General features: G+C 74.2%; 15 protein-coding genes and 1 pseudogene. 8 read left to right on the top strand and 8 right to left on the bottom strand.

Features of this window, described 5'->3' with window-relative positions; translation table 11 throughout:
• The first annotated feature begins 48 nt into the window (after positions 1 to 48).
• On the top strand, positions 49 to 1,440 hold the full coding sequence (locus HB370_RS17075) for a cystathionine beta-synthase (RefSeq protein ID WP_030788137.1): 1,392 nt from the start codon (positions 49 to 51) through the stop codon (positions 1,438 to 1,440).
• Positions 1,441 to 1,733: 293 nt separating this feature from the next.
• On the opposite strand, the gene HB370_RS17070 is transcribed toward HB370_RS17075, so the two are convergent.
• The gene (locus HB370_RS17070; RefSeq protein WP_030788133.1) at positions 1,734 to 2,570 is read right to left on the bottom strand and encodes a helix-turn-helix transcriptional regulator; all 837 of its coding nucleotides are present in this window, start codon (positions 2,568 to 2,570) and stop codon (positions 1,734 to 1,736) included.
• A gap of 147 nt (positions 2,571 to 2,717) precedes the next feature.
• Between HB370_RS17070 and HB370_RS17065 the strand changes: the two genes are divergently transcribed.
• Positions 2,718 to 3,479, top strand: coding sequence for an SDR family oxidoreductase (locus tag HB370_RS17065; RefSeq protein ID WP_030788130.1), 762 nt, complete (start codon positions 2,718 to 2,720; stop codon positions 3,477 to 3,479).
• A 15-nt stretch (positions 3,480 to 3,494) separates the two neighbouring features.
• Here the strand turns inward: HB370_RS17065 and HB370_RS17060 are convergent, their stop codons facing one another.
• The gene (locus HB370_RS17060) at positions 3,495 to 3,971 is read right to left on the bottom strand and encodes a hypothetical protein (RefSeq protein ID WP_051816016.1); all 477 of its coding nucleotides are present in this window, start codon (positions 3,969 to 3,971) and stop codon (positions 3,495 to 3,497) included.
• A gap of 10 nt (positions 3,972 to 3,981) precedes the next feature.
• On the bottom strand, positions 3,982 to 5,397 hold the full coding sequence (locus HB370_RS17055; RefSeq protein WP_030788125.1) for a cytosine permease: 1,416 nt from the start codon (positions 5,395 to 5,397) through the stop codon (positions 3,982 to 3,984).
• Between the two features lie 130 nt (positions 5,398 to 5,527).
• Here HB370_RS17055 and HB370_RS17050 point away from each other — a divergent pair, with 130 nt between their 5' ends.
• Together HB370_RS17050 and HB370_RS17045 are read left to right on the top strand one after the other, a co-directional pair.
• Entirely contained in the window at positions 5,528 to 6,376 is an 849-nt protein-coding gene (locus tag HB370_RS17050; protein WP_030788122.1) for a MurR/RpiR family transcriptional regulator, read from the top strand.
• Positions 6,377 to 6,472: 96 nt separating this feature from the next.
• On the top strand, positions 6,473 to 7,066 hold the full coding sequence (locus tag HB370_RS17045) for a hypothetical protein (RefSeq protein WP_106980748.1): 594 nt from the start codon (positions 6,473 to 6,475) through the stop codon (positions 7,064 to 7,066).
• Positions 7,067 to 7,076: 10 nt separating this feature from the next.
• On the opposite strand, the gene HB370_RS17040 is transcribed toward HB370_RS17045, so the two are convergent.
• From HB370_RS17040 to HB370_RS17020, 5 genes and pseudogenes are all read right to left on the bottom strand, one after another.
• The gene (locus tag HB370_RS17040) at positions 7,077 to 7,451 is read right to left on the bottom strand and encodes a hypothetical protein (protein WP_030788117.1); all 375 of its coding nucleotides are present in this window, start codon (positions 7,449 to 7,451) and stop codon (positions 7,077 to 7,079) included.
• Positions 7,452 to 7,461: 10 nt separating this feature from the next.
• On the bottom strand, positions 7,462 to 7,950 hold the full coding sequence (locus HB370_RS17035) for a roadblock/LC7 domain-containing protein (RefSeq protein WP_030788114.1): 489 nt from the start codon (positions 7,948 to 7,950) through the stop codon (positions 7,462 to 7,464).
• Between the two features lie 31 nt (positions 7,951 to 7,981).
• Positions 7,982 to 8,797 (bottom strand): hypothetical protein, encoded by an 816-nt coding sequence (locus HB370_RS17030; RefSeq protein ID WP_030788111.1) that lies wholly within the window; start codon positions 8,795 to 8,797, stop codon positions 7,982 to 7,984.
• Positions 8,794 to 9,177, bottom strand: coding sequence for a hypothetical protein (locus HB370_RS17025; protein WP_078637678.1), 384 nt, complete (start codon positions 9,175 to 9,177; stop codon positions 8,794 to 8,796). The genes HB370_RS17030 and HB370_RS17025 overlap by 4 nt, the downstream gene beginning before the upstream one ends.
• A 178-nt stretch (positions 9,178 to 9,355) precedes the next feature.
• Positions 9,356 to 10,730 (bottom strand): annotated as a pseudogene (locus HB370_RS17020) (diaminopimelate decarboxylase).
• 202 nt (positions 10,731 to 10,932) lie between these two features.
• Between HB370_RS17020 and hutU the strand changes: the two are divergent.
• From hutU to hutI, 4 genes are all read left to right on the top strand, one after another.
• On the top strand, positions 10,933 to 12,597 hold the full coding sequence (hutU, locus tag HB370_RS17015) for a urocanate hydratase (RefSeq protein ID WP_030788102.1): 1,665 nt from the start codon (positions 10,933 to 10,935) through the stop codon (positions 12,595 to 12,597).
• 125 nt (positions 12,598 to 12,722) lie between these two features.
• On the top strand, positions 12,723 to 13,925 hold the full coding sequence (locus HB370_RS17010; protein ID WP_030788100.1) for an allantoate amidohydrolase: 1,203 nt from the start codon (positions 12,723 to 12,725) through the stop codon (positions 13,923 to 13,925).
• Positions 13,922 to 15,259 carry a formimidoylglutamate deiminase gene (locus tag HB370_RS17005; protein WP_030788095.1) on the top strand — a complete coding sequence of 446 codons (1,338 nt, stop codon included), beginning with the start codon at positions 13,922 to 13,924 and terminating at the stop codon, positions 15,257 to 15,259. Before HB370_RS17010 ends, HB370_RS17005 begins: the two co-directional genes overlap by 4 nt.
• 20 nt (positions 15,260 to 15,279) lie before the next feature.
• The gene (gene hutI / locus HB370_RS17000) at positions 15,280 to 16,452 is read left to right on the top strand and encodes an imidazolonepropionase (protein ID WP_030788091.1); all 1,173 of its coding nucleotides are present in this window, start codon (positions 15,280 to 15,282) and stop codon (positions 16,450 to 16,452) included.
• Positions 16,453 to 16,503 lie beyond the last annotated feature (51 nt).

Here is a 16,503-nt window from a genome sequence, read left to right as displayed (position 1 = left end):
GCGACACCACTACGAACACACCTTTTTTTGCAGCGACCGGAGACAACGGTGCAATACCACGACTCGATGATCAGCCTCGTCGGCAACACCCCGCTGGTGCGGCTCAACAACGTGACCAAGGGCATCCGGGCGACCGTCCTGGCCAAGGTGGAGTACTTCAACCCCGGCGGCTCCGTGAAGGACCGCATCGCCCTGCGCATGATCGAGGCGGCCGAGAAGAGCGGGGAGCTGAAGCCGGGCGGCACGATCGTCGAGCCGACCAGCGGGAACACCGGCGTCGGACTTGCCATCGTGGCCCAGCAGAAGGGCTACAAGTGCATCTTCGTCTGCCCGGACAAGGTGAGCACCGACAAGATCAACGTGCTGCGCGCGTACGGCGCCGAGGTCGTGGTCTGCCCGACCGCCGTGGCGCCGGAGCACCCGGACTCGTACTACAACGTCTCCGACCGGCTCGTCCGTGAGACGCCGGGCGCCTGGAAGCCCGACCAGTACTCCAACCCCAACAACCCGCTCTCGCACTACCACTCCACCGGCCCCGAGCTGTGGGAGCAGACCGAGGGGAAGATCACCCACTTCGTGGCGGGCGTCGGCACCGGCGGCACCATCTCCGGCACCGGCCGCTACCTGAAGGAGGCCAGCGACGGGAAGGTCAAGGTCATCGGCGCCGACCCGGAGGGCTCGGTGTACTCCGGCGGCTCCGGCCGGCCGTACCTGGTCGAGGGCGTCGGCGAGGACTTCTGGCCGACCGCCTACGACCGTCAGATCGCCGACGAGATCGTCGCCGTCTCCGACAAGGACTCCTTCCAGATGACCCGCCGGCTGGCCAAGGAGGAGGGCCTGCTGGTGGGCGGCTCCTGCGGCATGGCCGTGGTGGCCGCGCTGAAGGTCGCCGAGCGGCTCGGTCCGGACGACGTCGTGGTGGTCCTGCTCCCGGACAGCGGGCGCGGCTACCTCAGCAAGATCTTCAACGACGAATGGATGGCCGACTACGGCTTCCTGGAGGACGAGGGCCCCAGCGCCCGCGTCGGCGACGTCCTGAACGACAAGGCCGCCGGTGCCATCCCGTCCCTGGTGCACATGCACCCGGAGGAGACCGTCGGCCAGGCCATCGAGGTGCTGCGCGAGTACGGCGTCTCGCAGATGCCCGTCGTCAAGCCGGGCGCCGGTCACCCGGACGTGATGGCCGCCGAGGTCGTCGGCTCCGTGGTGGAACGGGAGCTGCTCGACGCCCTGTTCAGCAAGCGGGCCTCGCTGGACGACCCGCTGGAGAAGCACATGTGCCCCCCGCTGCCGCAGGTCGGCTCCGGCGAGCCGGTCGGCGACCTGATGCAGGTGCTGGGCGGGGCGGACGCGGCGATCGTCCTGGTCGAGGGCAAGCCGACCGGTGTGGTCAGCCGGCAGGACCTGCTCGCCTTCCTGGCCAAGGGCGGCAACAAGTAGCCGAGGCCGGCGCGGGGCCGGGGTTCGCGCAAGTGGTACGAGGGTGTCACGTGCGCGCAGCACCCGCTTAACACGCGTCCGGCAGATTGGTGGGCGTCGGCAGGGCGGGATCGGCTCCCCGCCCCGGCCGGCGCCGAACGGCGCCAGGACCTCCGGAGCGGCTCCCGGACCTCCATGGACGCCAAGGACGCGCACGTCCGGTCCTGACCGGCTCGCGTCCCTCGCGGGGACCGCCGTCGTCCCGCCCCCCGGCTACGGGGGTGCGGCGGTCCCCGCGACAGTCTTCCCGGCGGTCAGACGCCGGCCCAACTCCCCAGCAGCGCGAGGCGTTCCGCCGTCTCCGAGCCCGGTTCCGGGGTGTAGATGACGAGGGTCTGGTCCGGCTGGGACGGCACCGTCAGGGTTTCGTACGGCAGGGTCAGCAGGCCCGCGACCGGGTGCCGGACGCGTTTCACGCCGTAGGAGCACTCCCGGACCTCGTGGTCCGCCCACAGCCGGCGGAAGTCCTCGCTCTTCACGGAGAGTTCGCCGATCAGCGCGCACAACTCGGCGTCGTCGGCGTACCGGCCGGCGCCCAGCCGCAGATGGGCCACCGCCGACGAGGCCACCGCCGCCCACTCGGGGTACAGCTCCCGGGCGCCCGGGTCGAGGAAGAGGTGCCGGGGCACGTTCCGTTCGGCCGGCGTCATCCGGCCGTAGCCGCTCAGCGCGTCGGCGAGCGCGTTCCAGGCCAGCACGTTCATGCGGTGGTCCACCGCGAAGGCGGGACTGCGCTCCATGCCGTCGAGGAGCGCCTGGACGCCGGGGCGGACCCCAGGCGCCGCGGCGGGCCTCGCGCGCCGCCGGCCGGGGCGCGCCACCGCGCGCAGGTACGCCTGCTCGGTGTCGTCCAGCCGCAGCACCCGCGCGACCGCGTCCAGCACGGAGTCGCTGACGCTCGCGCCCCGGCCCTGTTCCAGCCGGATGTAGTAGTCGACGCTCACGCCCGCGAGCTGGGCCACCTCCTCGCGGCGCAGGCCCGGCACGCGGCGCCGCCCGTGCGCGGGCAGCCCCACCTCCTCTGGCCTGATGCGGGCGCGGCGTGAGCGCAGGAAGTCGCCCACCTCTGCTTCGGTGCGGTCACCGTCCATGCGGCGATCGTAGGGGAGTGCCGCCGGTCCGTCCTGGTACTGGCAGACCCAGGAAAAGCGCATCCCTGGGTACGGTCCCCGGATCCGGCGAGGGTGGTGCCGACCGCCGGGGAGCCGCCCCGGACGGCAACCGCCGAGGGAGCACCCATGTCGTACGAGAGCCTGTCCGGCCGTACCGCCGTCGTCACCGGAGCCGCCAGCGGCATCGGCGAGGCCGTCGCCCTCCAACTGGCCGCCGAGGGGGCCCGGGTGGCGCTGCTCGCCCGCCGCGCGGACCGCCTCGACGCGCTGGTGGACAAGGTCCGCGCGGACGGCGGGCAGGCGCTCGCCGTGGCCGCCGACGTCACCGACGACGCGTCCGTGACGGCCGCCCGGGACCGGATCCACGAGGCGTTCGGAGCCGTCGACCTGGTCGTCAACAACGCCGGAGTCATGCTGCCGGGCCCGGTGGAGGAGGGCCGGATCGAGGAGTGGCGGCGGATGCTGGACACCAACGTCACCGGAGTGCTGCGGGTCATCCGCGCCTTCTCCGCCGACCTGGTCGCCGCCGCGGCGGCGGGACGCACCGCCGACCTGGTGAACGTCTCCTCCGTCGCCGCCCACCTGTCCTTCCCGAACTACACGGTGTACGGGGCGACCAAGGCGGCCGTCACGCATCTGTCGCAGTCGCTGCGCACCGAGTTCGGACCGCGGGACGTCCGGGTCACCAACATCGAGCCGGGGCTGACCGACACCGAGCTGAAGACGTTCGTCCGCGACCCGGAGCTGTCCGGGCAGCTGGCGGGGATGTTCGAGGAGATCGGCGCGCTGTCGGCGGCGGAGGTGGCGGACGTCGTCGCCTACGTGGCAAGCCGCCCCCGGCACGTCAACCTCCGCCAGGTCATGGTGCTGCCGACCCGGCAGGCGTGAGACCCCGGCGGTGGGTCAGTCCCCGGGCGCGGGGCGGTCGCGGCCGGGCGGGGGTTCCCGGTTCAGGCGCACGGACTGGGCCGCGTTGACGCCGATGATGCCGAGCCAGGCGACCACCAGCCCGGACAGCCCGGCCATGCCGCCCGCGATCGCGGACAGCGGGATCGCCAGCACCAGCGTGATCAGCGCGAAGCCGTACCGCTCGGCCCAGGAGCCGGCCGTGCCCGGCCGCCGGGCCGCGCGGGCGTCGGCGAGCTGCCGCTCGGCCAGCTGCCGGCGCACCCGGCGGTCCACCGCGTCGTCGATCCGCCGCTCGACCCGCTCCAGGAAGGAGTCCGCCAGGGCGGAGTCGTACTCGTCGCCCAGCTCAGCGCGGGCCCGCACGGTCGCGTCCAGTTCCCTCCTGAGGTCGGGGTCCTTGCCGAGGCCGGGGTCCTGACGGGGGGAGGTCTCCTCCCCGGGGCCGGTGGCGCGCGGATCGCGAGTGTCCATGTCGGTCAGCCTAGGAAGCGGTGGGCCCGGCCGCACTGGTGCTGGCCCCCGGTTCCGGCGCCGGTACGTCCGGCAGCGGGACCCGGCGGGCGACGAGCCGGTACAGCAGCGCCGGCACGGCGAGGCCCACGATCCAGGAGACGTCCGCGCCGCCGAGCGGCTCCACCAGCGGTCCGGTGTAGAAGCCGGTGGCGAGGAACGGCAGCTGCGCCAGCAGGCCGGCCGCGTACACCGCGAGGGCGTCCCAGCGCCAGGCGCCGTAGCGGCCGTGCGGGTCGGCGAGGGCGGCGAGGTCGTAGCGCTCCTTGGAGATCAGGTAGTAGTCGACCAGGTTGATCGCCGACCAGGGCGTGAAGAACGTCAGCAGGAACAGCAGGAAGTCCTTGAACGAGGACAGGAAGCTGTCCTTGCCCAGCAGGGCCACCGCGGTGCCCGCCGCCATCACCAGCGCGATGTACGCCACCCTGCCCGCCCGGGGCAGCCGCCGCTGCCCGCGGAAGCCGCTCACGCCGGTCACCAGCGACATGAAACCGCCGTAGGTGTTGAGGACGTTGACGGTGAGCTTGCCGAGCGCGATGACGAAGTACAGGAAGGACGCGACCAGTCCGGTGCCGCCGAGACCGACGACATAGCCGACCTGGCTGTCCAGGAACGCTTCCCCGGCCGTGGCCGCGACCAGCACCCCGAAGGTCATCGACCACTGCGAGCCCAGCGCCGAGCCGGACAGCGTCCACCAGAAGGTCGCCTTCGGGGACGTCGTACGCGGCAGATAGCGGGAGTAGTCGGCCACGTACGGCCCGAACGCCAGCTGCCAGGACGCCGACAGGGACACCGCCAGCAGGAACATCGGCAGCGAGAAGTGCGCGTCGTGCAGCAGCGCGGAGGTGTCGGCGCGCTCCAGGAGGCGTACGGCGAGGAAGACGAAGGCGAGCGCGCACACCGTGCTCGCCACCCGGCCGAGGGCGTGCACGACCCGGTACCCGGCGGTCGCGATGACCCCCGTGACGGCGGCGAAGACGACGATCCCGGTGGTGTCGTCCGTGTGCGTCAGCTCGCCCACCGCCTGCCCGGCGAGCACACTGCCGGAGGCGAAGAAACCGACGTACATCACGACCACCAGCAGCAGCGGGACGACCGCCCCGCGCACCCCGAACTGGGCCCGCGACTGGATCATCTGCGGCAGGCCGAGGCGCGGGCCCTGCGCGGAGTGCAGGGCCATCACCGCGCCGCCGAGCAGATTGCCGAGCAGCAGGCCGAGCACCGACCAGACCACGTCACCGCCGAAGACGACCGCGAGGGCGCCGGTGACGACGGCCGTGATCTGGAGGTTCGCCCCCAGCCACAGCGTGAACTGGCCGAAGGCCCTGCCGTGCCGTTCCTCGTCCGGGACGGCGTCGATGGAGCGCGGTTCGACGAACTGTGCCATGCGTTCTCCCCACACCGGGCTGTATAACGGTATGCAGCGACACACTGTCTGAATAGGTGGCCGGTGTTTGTCAATGCCCCGGCGCTGTACTCTCCCGGGGCGTCGAGGAGATCTGGAGGGGGAGTACCGCATGAGCGCGAGCGACAGCCCTGCGAACCGGTTGCAGGCGCTCTTCGAGGGCCACCGGCTCACGCCGACCCAGCGCCGCATCGCGCACAGCATGGTGCGCCGCGCCGCCGACGTGCCCTTTCTGTCCAGTGTGGAGCTGGCCGAACTGGCCGGGGTCAGCCAGCCGTCGGTGACCCGGTTCGCCGTCGCCCTCGGCTTCGACGGCTACCCCGCCCTGCGCCGGCACCTGCGCGAGGTCGTCCCGGCCGAACCGGCCACCGGCGCCGGCGCCCGCGCCTACAACGAGTACCAGCAGGCCGTCGAGGCCGAGATCGAGAACCTCAGGCACCTGGCCGAGCTGCTCGCCGACCCGCGCCCGGTCAGGCGGGCCGGCCGGATCCTCGCCGCCTCCCGGCCGCTGCCGGTGCTGGGCCTGCGCGCCGCCGCCTCCCAGGCCTACGGGTTCGCCTACTTCGCCGCCAAGGTCCACCCGGACGTCCGGCTGCTGCACGAGGGCGGCACGATGATCCAGGACCGGATCGACGGTGCCGTCCGGGCCGGCGCCACCGCCCTGCTGTGCTTCGCGCTGCCCCGGCACCCGCGCGAGGTCGTGGACACCCTCGCCCACGCCAAGGACGCGGGCCTGACCGTGGTCACGGTCGCCGACTCGGCGTTCGCGCCGGTCGCCAAGCACTCCGACCTGCTGCTGCCCGCCGCCGTCGGCACCGGGCTCGCCTTCGACACCGCGTGCGCGCCGATGCTGCTCGGCCGGGTGCTGCTGGAGGCGCTGTGCGACGACCTGCCCGACGCCCAGGCCCGGCTGGAGGAGTTCGACGCCAAGGCGGCGGCCCGGGGGCTGTTCGTGGAGTGACCGGGCCCCGCCGCTCTCAGATTCGTCTCACGTTCTGCTATTAGCTTCCCCAGCGAGACACAAGCGCTGTGTGGACACGTGACACGGGAGGCTGACGTGGCGCGCGGAGGACGCGGAGGGCAGGGACTGGCACGGGTGGCCGTCGTCGTACGGGCGGGCGCCGCGCCGCTGTGGTGGCTCGGGGTCGTCGCCGCCGGGCTCGGGGCCGTGCCCGAGGGACTGACCGGGCGGCGGATCGGGACGACGGCCGGGGCGGCGCTGTTCCTGCTGGGCGCGGCCGGTGTGCTGCTGGCCCGCCGGGGCCGGTACGCGGCTCTCGCCCGAGGGGCGGCCCGCGCGGGCAAGTACGACGTGCTCCAGGACCGGGCGGTGACCGTGCGCGGCTGGCGCCGGGGGCACCGCTGGTGGCTGCTGCTGGGCTGGGCGCTCGCGCTCGGCTCGGCGTTCGCGGTGCCCGTGGCCGGCGGGCTGCTGCTGGCCGGGCTGGGTGCCGGGCTGTGGCTGAAGGCCGCCTGGATCGGACGGCTGGAGCGGTCCGCCGAGGCCCTGCTGTGGGTGCGCGTCGACTGGCTCGGCCGGGGCGGCGGAAGCCCGGCGGGCAAGGCCGTCAAGAGCCTGCGGGCCACGGGCATCGCGGCCGGCGACGCGGCCCCGGGCGGGGCCCGCCGCCGTACCGCCGCCCTGGTCTGAGCCGCCGCCGTCAGACCTCCAGCTCCTCCTCGATCCTGCGCAGCTGGTGCCGGGCCATCGCCAGATTGGCCCGGGAGGAGTCCAGGACCAGGTACAGGAACAGTCCGTTGCCGCCCCGGCCCTTGAGCAGGCGGATCAGGTGGTACTGGTCCGTCAGGGTGATCAGGATGTCCTCGATCTCGCCCTTGACGCCGAGGAGTTCCATCGTGCGCATCTTGGCCCGGACCACGTCGGTGTTGCCGGCGGCGGCCACGTTCAGGTCGAAGCCCGTGCTGTCGCCCATCGTGCCCAGCGCCATCCCGCTGGTGTAGTCGACGAGCGCGGCTCCGGTGGCGCCCGCGATGGTGGTGAGGGCCTGCTTCAGGGCGGTCGCGGTGTCGGACATGGGGGTCCTCTCAGCTGTCGGTTGCGGTACGGGCATCGGCGGCCGGGGTACGCGGCGCGCGGGGGCCCGGGGGGCCCGGGGGGCGTGCGGGGGTGGTGCCGGGGAGCGGGCGTACGGCCTCGGCGGCGTCCAGCAGCTCCCCGACGCGGGCGCCGGCCCGGCGGCCCTCCAGGTGCAGCCGGCCCACGTTGACCCGGTCCTGGGCGAGCAGCGTCAGCACGGCGGTGCGGCCGGCCGCGTAGGTGGCGACATAGCCGCGCTCGCCGCGTACCAGCAGCTCCCGCAGGGCCCCGTTCCCGGTGGCGTCGGAGGTCCGTACGGCGACCCCGAGCGCGGCGGCGGTGAGCGCGGCCAGGCCCTCGGGGTCGACGCCGGGGGTGTCGTGGGCGATGACGAGGCCGTCGACGCCGGCCGCGAGGGCGCCGGTGAGCCGCGGCACCCGGGTGCGCAGCCGGTGCAGTTCGGCCAGCACGGCCCGCAGGTCGTCCTCGGTCACCATCAGCTGTCTCCTTTCGGCGGGGCGGTGCCGTTCAAAGCGCCTCCAGCGCATCCCTGAGCCTCTTCAGCAGCGCGATGTCGGGGTCGGTGGTGACCGGGAGAGGGGGTGGTGCGGGCGGCGGGGCGGGGCCGGCGGACACCGGCGCGATCCGGCCGGCCGCGGTGAGCCGGCGGACGTCGACCAGCGTGTGGAAGGCCTGCCGGCCCAGGTCCCGGGCCAGGTCGGCGGCCGTGCGGACGCCGTCCACGCGGTCCAGGACGGCCCGCTGCCGGGGGGTGACCGGCAGGGCGGAAGCGGCGCCGGGCGGCGGGTCGGCGCGGATCAGCGGGGCGCTGTCGGCGGCCGGGTCCGGCCACAGCCGGTGCAGCAGCAGCCGGCGGCGCAGCGTCTCGCGCTCCAGCGCGACCACCGGCACCGAGGGCAGCGGGCCGAGCCGGGGCCCGGCGCCGTACCGGAACCGGCCCGGCGTGCCGCTCGGCGCCAGCGCGAAGTACCCCGCGTCGTACAGCGCGTCCAGGTGGCACAGCTCCAGCGCGCCGGTGGGCAGCACCCCGGAACGCAGCAGCGCCTCCGCCGCCCGCGCGGGGTCCGGGGCCCGGGCGGCGGCCCGCTGCCAGGCGGCGGCCGCGAGGGTGCCGTGGGCCGTGAGGAGCACGCCGAGATCCGGGGCGAGGGGGCTCTCGGCGTGCACCACCCGGCCCTCGGCGAGATGCAGGACGCCGTGTTCGCGGACCAGGACGCCGGTGGCCCGCTCCTCGGCGAGCCGGGTCAGCATCGGGGACAGGGCGCGCGCGGCCCGTCTGTCCCGCACCGGCAGGGCCGGCGGAGGGATCCGCACCATGGTCATCCCAGCACCAGCCGGGCGGCCATCTCGCCGAGCCGGATCCGGGCCAGCGCGAGGTTGCCCTCCTCGCGGCCGAGCCACAGGTGCAGGAACACGCTGCTGTCGAAGGAGGTGTCCACGAACCGCAGCAGGTGGTAGCTGTCACCGTTGCTGACGATCAGGTCCTCCACGGGTGGCAGCCCCGCGCGGCTTGCGGCGAAGGTGCCGTGCTCGGCGGCCAGCCGGGCCAGTTCGGCGGCCTCGGCGGCACTCGTCTCGTGGTCGCCGCCGGGAGCCTCCCCGACCGCGCCGAGCGCCAGTCCGCTCGTCCAGTCCACCAGCGCGGCTCCCCGGGCACCGGGCAGGCGCATCGCTTCCAGTAAGCACTCGTCGATTCCGGGCACCGTGGCTTCCTCCCGCCTGGGACTCCGGCTGAGTGACGCCGACACTACGCAACGTGTGTGCGGGAGGTGGGGCCTTTGGCATTTTCCGGTGGAACATGCGTCCGACGTACTAGTGTTGGTCAACTGACGTGTGTTCCAAGGCGGTTGCGCCGTCCGTGCGGCCGGCGGCCGGGGCGCGTCACCGGCTTTCGGGAGCCCGGAGGGTGGTGAGCGCCGACGCGTGCGCCCCTCCGGAGTCGGCCACCACCTCGGCGACGGTCTGGGCCCGCCGCACGGTCGCGAAGGCCGTGCCCCCGTACCCGTCCGGGGCGTAGCCGTAGATCCCCGGCCGCGCGAGGGAGTTGTAGGCGTAGTGGTGGGCGAAGCCGTACGCCCCCGTGTCCAGCGCCACCGCGTAGTCGCCCTGCTCCAGCGGGGGCAGCGCGCGTCCTTCGGCGAGCAGGTCGCCGGAGAAGCAGGCCGGGCCCGCGATGTCCTGCACGGTCTTCGGCCCCGCCTTCGGCCGCCCCCCGGCGTCGTACGCGGCGATCCTGAGCGGCCACACACCCGGCGCGTACACCGTCCGCACCGCCACCTGCACGCCCGCGTGCGTGACCGCGATCCGCCGCCCGCCCGCGTCCTTGGTGTACTCCACCCGGGCCACCACCGCCCCGTGCCGGGCCAGCAGCGACCGCCCGAACTCGGTCACCAGCCCGTACCGCCCGTCGAACAGCCCCGGTATGCGCGCGGCCAGCAGCCGCGCGTACTCGGCGAACGTCGGCGCGGTCTCCTCGGAGGCGAGGTTCACCGGCAGCCCGCCGCCGATGTCGATCGTGTCGACCTGGCGGCGCCCGACGGCGGCGTTGATCTCCTCCGCCAGCGCGTACACCTCCGCCACCCCCTGGGCCAGCAGCGGCAGCGGGACGCCCTGCGAGCCGGTGTGCGTGTGCAGCCGGGACAGCCACGGCCGCCGCGCGTACGCCTCCACGACCCAGGCGCGCGCCCCCTCGTCCCGCAGGGCCACGCCGAACTTCGAGGTCCGGGTCGCCGTCGAGGTCGCGCCGATGGCGCCGGCGCCGATCTGCGGGTTGACCCGCAGGCCGAGCGGGGACCGGGACGGGGCGGCGCGCACCAGGGCGTCGAGCCGGCGCAGCTCCTGCGGGTTGTCCGCGTTCACCGCGACCCCCAGGGCGAGGGCCTCGCGCAGCTCCGCCGGGGTCTTCGCCGGCGAGTCCAGCACCTGTCCGCGCGGCCGGCACCCCGGCCGCGCGGGCCAGCGCCAGCTCCCCGGGGCTCGCCGCCTCGGCGCCGAGACCCGTCGTGTGCAGCAGCCGCACCACCGGCACCAGCGGGCACGCCTTCACCGCGAAGGCGTGCAGCACCGGCGTCCCCGGCGCCACGACCGCCCCGAACGCCGCCCGCAGCGCCGCCGCCGACTCCCGGATGCCGGTGACGTCCAGCAGCCCCACCACGGCCGCGTCCGGCCCCAGTAGCCCCTGCTCGACGGCCGCCCGCACCGCCCGGTCCCGCCGGGCCGCCCGCTCCCGGGCCTCGCCCCCGGGCTCCGGTGCCACCCCGCCCTCGAGGTCCTGTGCGGCCCCGGCCCCCACGTCCTGCGCGGCCCCGATGTCCTTCACGGGCCTCTCCGTCCTGTCCCGGCTTCCGGTGTCTCCAGCCGGATACCCGCCACGCCCGGACGGGACCACTCCCCTGTATTGACTAGCTCTATTCAGGACTACAGGATGTGAATAGTCGTAGGCATAGGAGGAGACAGAGATGTCGGGACCCCGCCCCGTACGAGCACCGCGCGGCACGGAACTCAGCGCCCTGGGATGGCAGCAGGAAGCCGCCCTGCGCATGCTGCAGAACAACCTCGATCCCGAGGTCGCCGAGCACCCCGACAAGCTCGTCGTCTACGGCGGCACCGGCAAGGCCGCCCGCGACTGGCGCTCCTTCGACGCCATGGTCCGCACCCTGAGGACCCTCAAGCAGGACGAGACCATGCTGGTCCAGTCCGGCCGCCCGGTCGGCGTGATGCAGACCCACGAGTGGGCCCCGCGCGTCCTCATCGCCAACTCCAACCTCGTCGGCGACTGGGCCAACTGGGAGGAGTTCCGCCGCCTGGAGGCCCTCGGCCTGACCATGTACGGCCAGATGACCGCCGGCTCCTGGATCTACATCGGCACCCAGGGCATCCTCCAGGGCACCTACGAGACCTTCGCCGCCGTCGCCGCCAAGAAGTTCGGCGGCACGCTCGCCGGGACCATCACGCTGACCGCCGGCCTCGGCGGCATGGGCGGTGCCCAGCCGCTCGCCGTCACCATGAACGACGGCGTCGCCCTCTGTATCGACTGCGACCCGCGCGCCATCGAGCGCCGCATCGAGCACCGCTACCTCGACGTCAGGGCCGACTCCCTCGACCACGCGCTCCAGCTCGCCACCGAGGCCCGCGACCAGCGCAAGCCGCTGTCCATCGGCGTCCTCGGCAACGCGGCCGACCTGGTCCCGCGGCTGCTCGCCATGAACGCCCCGATCGACATCGTCACCGACCAGACCTCCGCCCACGACCCGCTGTCGTACCTCCCGGTCGGCGTGGCCTTCGAGGACATGGCCGCCGAGGCGGCGAAGGACCCGGCCGGCTTCACCACCCGCGCCCGCGAGTCCATGGCCCGGCACGTGGAGGCCATGGTCGGCTTCCTGGACGCCGGCGCCGAGGTCTTCGACTACGGCAACTCCATCCGGGGCGAGGCCAAGCTCGCCGGCTACGACCGGGCGTTCGCCTTCCCCGGCTTCGTCCCCGCCTACATCCGCCCGCTGTTCTGCGAGGGCAAGGGCCCCTTCCGCTGGGCCGCGCTGTCCGGCGACCCGGCCGACATCGCCAAGACCGACAAGGCGATCCTGGACCTGTTCCCGGAGAACGAGTCCCTCGCCCGCTGGATCAGGATGGCCGGCGAACGGGTCCACTTCCAGGGCCTGCCCGCGCGCATCTGCTGGCTCGGCTACGGCGAACGGGACAAGGCCGGCGAGCGGTTCAACGACATGGTCGCGAGCGGGGAGCTGGCCGCGCCGCTGGCCATCGGGCGGGACCACCTGGACTGCGGGTCGGTCGCCTCCCCGTACCGCGAGACCGAGGCCATGCTCGACGGTTCCGACGCGATCGCCGACTGGCCGCTGCTGAACGCCATGGTCAACGTGGCCTCGGGCGCGTCCTGGGTGTCCCTCCACCACGGCGGCGGCGTGGGGATGGGGCGGTCCATCCACGCCGGCCAGGTGACGGTGGCCGACGGCACGAAGCTGGGCGGCGAGAAGATCCGGCGCGTGCTCACCAACGACCCCGGCATGGGCGTCATCCGGCACGTGGACGCCGGGTACGACATCGCCGAGTCCGTCGCGGGCGAGCGGGGGGTCCGGGTGCCGATGCGTGAGGGTGACGAGGCGTGACGGCGGGTCAGGGCGGACACGGGGGTCCGGCGCCGGTGGTGGCCGGCCTCTCGGCACCGTCCGGGGGTTCCGCCGTCCCGGGTCACGGCCCAGGGTCTGTGCCCGGCGGGCGTTCCTTTCACGAGATGTGGCGCGAGCTGCTCCCCATCGGCCGGCACCCCGGCTCCGGCGGCTACCGGCGCCACGCCTGGACCGGGGCCGACGCCGAGTGCCGGGACTGGTTCCGGGAGCAGGCCGAGGCGCGCGGGCTGACGTACGAGGCCGACCGGAACGGGAACCAGTGGGCCTGGCTGGGGGACCCGGCCGCCGGGGACGCCGTCGTCACCGGGTCGCACCTGGACTCCGTGCCGGACGGCGGGGCCTTCGACGGGCCCCTCGGCGTGGTCTCCTCCTTCGCCGCGCTGGACGAACTGCGCGGCCGGGGCGCGCGGTTCACCAGACCGCTCGCCATCGTCAACTTCGGTGACGAGGAGGGGGCCCGGTTCGGACTCGCCTGTGTCGGGTCGCGGCTCACCGCCGGGCAGCTGACCGCCGAGCAGGCGCACCGGCTCACCGACGGCGACGGGGTCACCCTGCCCCGGGCCATGGAGGCCGCCGGGTACGACCCCGAGGCCATCGGACCCGACCCCGAACGGCTCGCCCGGATCGGCGCCTTCGTGGAACTGCACGTCGAACAGGGACGGGCGCTGGACCTGTCCGGCGACCGGGTGGGCGTCGCCAGCGCCATCTGGCCGCACGGACGCTGGCGCTTCGACTTCCGGGGCGAGGCCAACCACGCCGGCACCACCCGGCTGGCCGACCGCCGCGACCCCATGCTGTCGTACGCCCAGACCGTGCTCGCCGCCCGCCGCGAGGCCGAACTCGCCGGTGCCGTCGCCACCTTCGGAAAGATCGCGGTGGAACCGAACGGCGTCAACGCGATCCCCTCGCTGGTGCGCGGCTGGCTCGACTCCCGCGCCGCCGACCAGGAGACCCTGGACGAGGTCGTCGGGGGAGTGGAGAGGGCCGCGCGCGAGTACGCCACCGCGCACGGCATCGACCTCGACGTCGTCCGGGAGTCCTTCACCCCGGTCGTCGAGTTCGACCACGCGCTGCGCGACGAACTCGCCCGGATCCTCGGCAAGGACACCGGCCTGACCGTGCCCGTCCTCGGGACCGGAGCGGGACACGACGCCGGAATCCTGTCCGGGAGCGTCCCGACCGCCATGCTGTTCGTGCGCAACCCCACCGGTGTCTCGCACTCCCCGGCCGAGTTCGCGGCCGAGGACGACTGCGTGGCCGGGGTGCGCGCACTCGCCGACGTACTGGAAGGGCTGGCCTGCCGGTGACCAAGGGAACCTACTGGCTGGAGCACGCCTGGCTCGGCGACCGCGTCGAGCCGGGCGTGGCCGTGGACGTGGCCGGCGGACGCATCGGCGCCGTGCGCACGGGCGTGGCCACCCCGCCCCCGGGCGCCGAGGTGCTGCGCGGGCTGACCCTGCCGGGGCTCGCCAACGCCCACAGCCACGCCTTCCACCGGGCCCTGCGGGGCGTGGTCCAGGTCGGCTCCGGGACGTTCTGGACCTGGCGCGAGGTGATGTACTCCGTCGCCGCCCGGCTGACCCCGGACGGCTACCACGCCCTGGCCCGCGCGGTGTACGCCGAGATGGCCCTCGCCGGCATCACCTGCGTCGGCGAGTTCCACTACGTGCACCACGCCCCCGGCGGCACCCGCTACGCCGACCCCAACGCCATGGGCGAGGCGCTGATCGAGGCCGCCGCCGAGGCCGGCATCCGGATCACCCTCCTGGACACCTGCTACCTCTCCGCCGGCTTCGGCGAGCCGCCGGACGCCCACCAGCTGCGCTTCTCCGACGGCAGCGCGGCGGACTGGGCCGAACGCTGTGGAGTTCTCAAGGAACGGGATCACGCACGGATCGGAGCGGCGATCCACTCCGTACGGGCCGTGCCCGCGGGTCAGTTGGCGACCGTGGCCCACTGGGCCGAGGAGCGGCGGGCCCCGCTGCACGTGCACCTGTCGGAGCAGCCCGCCGAGAACGAGGCATGCCTCGCCGCGCACGGCCGCACCCCCACCCGGCTGCTCGCCGACCACGGCGTCCTCGGGCCGCGCACCACCGGCGTGCACAACACCCACCTCACCGAGGAGGACATCGCCCTGCTCGGCGGCTCGGGCACCGGCACCTGCATGTGCCCCACCACCGAACGGGACCTGGCCGACGGCATCGGCCCGGCCGTCGCCCTCCAGCGGGCCGGCTCCCCGCTCTGTCTCGGCTCCGACAGCCACGCCGTGATCGACCTGCTCGAAGAGGCGCGCGCGATGGAGCTGAACGAGCGGCTGCGCAGCCGCACCCGGGGCCACTGGACGGCCGCCGCCCTGCTGCGGGCCGCCACCGCCGACGGCCACGCCGCCCTCGGCTGGGACGAGGCCGGCACCATCGAGCCCGGCGCGCTCGCCGACCTGACGACGATCGCCCTGGACTCGGTCAGGACGGCCGGACCACTGCCCCGGCTGGGCGCCGAGACGGCCGTATTCGCGGCGAGCGCGGCGGACGTACGGCACACGGTCGTGGGGGGCCGGCAGATCGTGCGCGACGGGGTGCACACGCGCGTCCCCGATGTGCCGCAAGCCCTGGCGCGGGCCGTCGATGCCCTCCGCGCCTGACGACCACCCACGAGGACACCATGAGCAGCACCGTCATCACCAACATCGCCACGCTGGTCACCAACGACCCCTCCCTCGCCGACAGTTCCCCTCTCGGACTGGTCCGGGACGCGGCCGTCGTCATCGACGGCGACCGGGTCGTGTGGACCGGTGAGTCAAGCAAAGCACCCGCCACTGACAACCGGGTCGACGCGGCCGGCCGTGCGGTGCTGCCGGGCTTCGTGGACTCCCACTCCCACCTGGTCTTCGCCGGTGACCGGACGCAGGAGTTCAACGCCCGCATGTCCGGCCGCCCCTACACCGCGGGCGGCATCCGCACCACGGTCGCGGCCACCCGCGCCGCGAGCGACGCGGAACTGGAGGCCAACCTCACCCGTTACCTCGCCGAGGCCCTGCGCCAGGGCACGACCACGCTCGAGACCAAGTCGGGCTACGGCCTCACGGTCGAGGACGAGGCCCGCGCCCTGCGCCTGGCCGCCCGGCACACCGAGGAGGTGACGTACCTCGGCGCACACGTCGTCAGCCCGGACTACGCCGACGACCCGGCGGCCTATGTCGCCCTGGTCACCGGCGAGATGCTGGACGCCTGCGCGCCGCACGCCCGCTGGATCGACGTGTTCTGCGAGAAGGGCGCCTTCGACGGCGACCAGGCCCGCGCCGTCCTCACCGCGGGCAGGGCCAAGGGCCTGCACCCGCGCATCCATGCCAATCAGCTCGGCCACGGCCCCGGCGTCCAGCTGGCCGTGGAACTCGACGCGGCCAGCGCCGACCACTGCACCCACCTGACGGACGCGGACGTCGACGCGCTCGCGCACAGCCGTACGGTCGCCACCCTGCTGCCCGGTGCCGAGTTCTCCACCCGCGCCGAATGGCCGGACGCCCGCCGCCTGCTGGACGCGGGTGTCACGGTCGCCCTGTCCACCGACTGCAACCCGGGCTCGTCCTTCACCTCGTCCGTGCCCTTCTGCATCGCCCTGGCCGTCCGGGACATGGGGATGACCCCGGACGAGGCGGTGTGGTCGGCGACGGCGGGCGGCGCCGCCGCCCTGCGCCGCACCGACATCGGCCGGATCGCCCCGGGCGCCCGCGCGGACCTGCTCCTGCTCGACGCCCCGAGCCATGTCCACCTGGCCTACCGCCCGGGCGTCCCGCTGGTCGCCGGGGTGTGGCGCGCGGGCGTACGCGTCGTCTGACCGGCCGTCGGGCGGCCCGCCCGCGACCGGGGACCCCGATGGGCGGTCCGG

The organism is Streptomyces sp. DSM 40868 (assembly GCF_011820545.1).
Classification (GTDB): domain Bacteria; phylum Actinomycetota; class Actinomycetes; order Streptomycetales; family Streptomycetaceae; genus Streptomyces; species Streptomyces eurythermus.
This window is presented reverse-complemented; position numbering and strand designations above follow the sequence as displayed.

What these genes read in the sequence shown, in the direction of transcription:
- HB370_RS17070 (WP_030788133.1), bottom strand. Translation starts at nt 2,570, where the DNA reads ATGGACGGTGACCGCACCGAAGCAGAGGTGGGCGACTTCCTGCGCTCA.
- HB370_RS17065 (WP_030788130.1), top strand. Translation starts at nt 2,718, where the DNA reads ATGTCGTACGAGAGCCTGTCCGGCCGTACCGCCGTCGTCACCGGAGCC.
- HB370_RS17060 (WP_051816016.1), bottom strand. Translation starts at nt 3,971, where the DNA reads ATGGACACTCGCGATCCGCGCGCCACCGGCCCCGGGGAGGAGACCTCC.
- HB370_RS17055 (WP_030788125.1), bottom strand. Translation starts at nt 5,397, where the DNA reads ATGGCACAGTTCGTCGAACCGCGCTCCATCGACGCCGTCCCGGACGAG.
- HB370_RS17050 (WP_030788122.1), top strand. Translation starts at nt 5,528, where the DNA reads ATGAGCGCGAGCGACAGCCCTGCGAACCGGTTGCAGGCGCTCTTCGAG.
- HB370_RS17040 (WP_030788117.1), bottom strand. Translation starts at nt 7,451, where the DNA reads ATGTCCGACACCGCGACCGCCCTGAAGCAGGCCCTCACCACCATCGCG.
- HB370_RS17035 (WP_030788114.1), bottom strand. Translation starts at nt 7,950, where the DNA reads ATGGTGACCGAGGACGACCTGCGGGCCGTGCTGGCCGAACTGCACCGG.
- HB370_RS17030 (WP_030788111.1), bottom strand. Translation starts at nt 8,797, where the DNA reads ATGACCATGGTGCGGATCCCTCCGCCGGCCCTGCCGGTGCGGGACAGA.
- hutU (WP_030788102.1), top strand. Translation starts at nt 10,933, where the DNA reads ATGTCGGGACCCCGCCCCGTACGAGCACCGCGCGGCACGGAACTCAGC.
- HB370_RS17010 (WP_030788100.1), top strand. Translation starts at nt 12,723, where the DNA reads ATGTGGCGCGAGCTGCTCCCCATCGGCCGGCACCCCGGCTCCGGCGGC.
- hutI (WP_030788091.1), top strand. Translation starts at nt 15,280, where the DNA reads ATGAGCAGCACCGTCATCACCAACATCGCCACGCTGGTCACCAACGAC.